Here is a 2,959-nt window from a genome sequence, read left to right as displayed (position 1 = left end):
AATTCCATAGAAGTTCTGACCTGCAGTAACGGTAGCAGTCTGCCAGGCTCCACTTGGTGCCACTCTCCATCTTACGGTATAAGTAGCTCCAACAGTAGATATCCATGATACAGTTGCATTGGTGGCAGAAATATTATTTACTATAATACCCGTTGGAGGAGCAGTTGTACAAGGTTGAGAATCTACAAACCTTACCGGATAATCTTCTACTTCTCCCTGAGTAAATGTTCCACAAGGGTTGTTTGTACTACTTGTACTCATTACAACACGCATACGGGTTGGCTGAGTTCCTGTATATACATTTCCACTTGCAATGGTAGGTACAGGGAAGGTAGCGGTAACAGGAGTAGTTGTACTGGCTGTAGTATTCAGAACTCTCTCACTGGTTTCAAATGTTCCGTTTCTGTTAAAATCTATCCATGCTGAAATTCCATAAGAACTGCTGGAACCTGGCCAGTATTTGTTCACAGAAATTTTATTCGTATTTCCTGAACCTCTTTCCAGAATGATCATTTTCGTAGCATCTGTTGTATAATCCTTGTAACCATCAGATCCAGAATTATTAAACATGATAGGAGCATTCGTAGGCGTAACAGTTACATTATTAATATAGCCGCTTGTTCCTGTATTACCTGTAGGGTTAGCTGTACAATAAGTAAGAGCCGGAGTTGTAAAGTTCACACTTGGTGAGAACGCTCCTGTAGTGCCTCCACAAATAGTAGCCATCTGAACTTCATAAGCAGTCTGATCTGCTAAATTACTTAATAACTGGCTGCTTGTAAGCGGAGTTGTAATATTAATTGTTGTCCAGGTAGCATCAGTTACTTTTTTGTATCTCAAAGTATATGTTGCTCCTATTGCAGGAATCCATGATACAAGAGCTGTACTTGCTGTAAGGTTTGAAACCGCAATATTACTTGGCGGTGCAGCCGAGCATGGTTGTAAAGCAATAACACTTAATGTAAAGTCCACATAGTTACCATAAGCAGCAGGTCCACATGGAGTAATGCTTCCTAACCAGGATGTTCCCATTCTTACTCTGTAATTACCAGGAGCCTGCCCTGCCGCAATTGGGATTGTTCCGGTAGCTGTTGCTGCATAAGTGGTAGTAGCAAGGATAGTTTCTCCAGGTCCGGTGAAACTCATATCATTATTCCAGTCAACCCAAATATAATGATAGTAAGTACTAGTTCCTGACGTAGCCAGATTAACAGTAACAGAAGTACTAGGAATTGCAGAAAATACAGTAGCTGAGTTATTTACATACGCCGTATAGCTGTTTGCTGTATAATTCAAATTGGAAATACCTCCTGTTGTTGTAATATTATTCAGGTAATATGAAGTACTTGAAGTACCTCCTGTAGGTATACAATATCCTGTATAGAAAGAAAGGGGTCCTTTCCATGCACTTTGATCTGTTGCACTACATCTTGCTCTTACCCACGCATAATATGTTGTGTTAGGAGTAAGTGGAGAAAGTGTTGCAGTAGTTCCGGATGGAACGTTTTGTGACGGTACAGTCGCTCCTGTTGGAGCTGTGTTACTTGTACTGTAATAAATATCATACCCTCCTGCAGGCACGTATCCAAATGCTGTCCAGTTTAAGACTGCACTTGTAGGGGTTACCGTACCAATAGATAATGATCCGGTTGCAGGCATAGGCGGACATGTTGGAGGTGTAGTAATAGTTACGGGTCCAGACCATGTACTTTGGTCTGTAGCACTACATTTTGCTCTTACCCACGCATAGTATGTTGTGTTAGCCACTAATGGAGAAAGAGTTGCAGTGGTTCCGGCAGGAACGTTTTGTGATGGCACCGTTGCTGCTGTAGGAGCAGTGTTTGTGGTACTGTAGTAGATATCATATCCTCCTGCAGGTACAGATGAATATGCTGTCCAGTTCAGTACTGCACTTGTAGGTGTTATTGTTCCTGTAGATAAAGTTCCGCCCGGAGGCATTGGTAAGCATGTAGGCGGTGCACCAAAAGTTAATCGAACATTTGGTCTGTTTGCGCTTACTGTTCCATTCCCTGCAGGTGCGGTAGTATCGGCTTCGAAATACATGTGACTTGCTGTGGCAGTACTATATTTAAATCCTGCTCCGGCAGTTCCTGAGCCTCCTCCGGATCCCCCATAATTGGTTTCTACTAAAACCATAAGGTTATCCGTTCCATTGTAGGTGTATGGAAGCTGTAATTGAAGTGTATTCCACCCAACCGCAAGGCTGGTTACGTTTGCACTATATACTAAGGTAGCTCCAGTAGTTACCGTATTCCAGTTTTGAGCCGTGATAGCTGTAGTAGTGGATGGTACGGATTTTAAATAAACTTTTACCGGGAAGGTAATGTTCATGGTTGTGGTAGCCTCCCATCCTACGGATAAGATACTTCCTCCACCAGGAGTGTTTATTTCTGCAGCAGTATATAGCGATGCAGATCTCTGATACCCGTAGTAGGGTGTCAAAGGATATCGCTGCGTACTGGTTCCTGTTCCAATGGTTACGACCTGAGCATGTAATGAGAGCCCAAAGATCAAACCGAGAAACAGAATTAAAGAAGTAAAGAGTTTCTTCATAATGTTTTGGTTAGATATATATGTTAATCTTTACAAAATTAATCATATTTTTATCAATAACCAATTAGATTAAGTAAATCATTATCATATACCAATAAAAGAATAACTCAAATAAATTATCACCATTTTAAAACCCCAATTTCACTGAATTTCTCAAAAAATATTGGGTATTTTTATAAAAAAATAAGCCTCCATTGCTGGAGGCTTATTCTATTTGAAATTTAAACTTATTTATTCTTTGATAAACTTCTTCTGAACAGTGTTACCATTGTCTTCAATATCTATTACATAAACACCGTTGATCAATTTACTTACATTGATCTGGTTGTTCAGTAAGATACCGTTTGCAATCACCTGTCCTGCGGCATTGTAGATCGTATACTTA

Annotated in this window: 2 protein-coding genes; both read right to left on the bottom strand. The window is 40.4% G+C overall.

All coding sequences use genetic code 11. From position 1 onward, the window contains the following. A partial coding sequence (locus tag BOQ62_RS22250) for a GEVED domain-containing protein (protein ID WP_164976834.1) occupies window positions 1–2,574 on the bottom strand: 2,574 nt, incomplete at its 3' end. A gap of 231 nt (window positions 2,575–2,805) precedes the next feature. Continuing rightward, window positions 2,806–2,949 (bottom strand): T9SS type A sorting domain-containing protein, encoded by a 144-nt coding sequence (locus BOQ62_RS24375; protein WP_353886450.1) that lies wholly within the window; start codon window positions 2,947–2,949, stop codon window positions 2,806–2,808. Window positions 2,950–2,959: the final 10 nt, after the last annotated feature.

The sequence above is a fragment of the Chryseobacterium sp. CH21 genome (assembly GCF_004119445.1).
Classification (GTDB): Bacteria; Bacteroidota; Bacteroidia; order Flavobacteriales; family Weeksellaceae; genus Chryseobacterium.
Note: the sequence above shows the minus strand (reverse complement) of the source record. Positions and strands in the feature narration are given on the sequence as shown.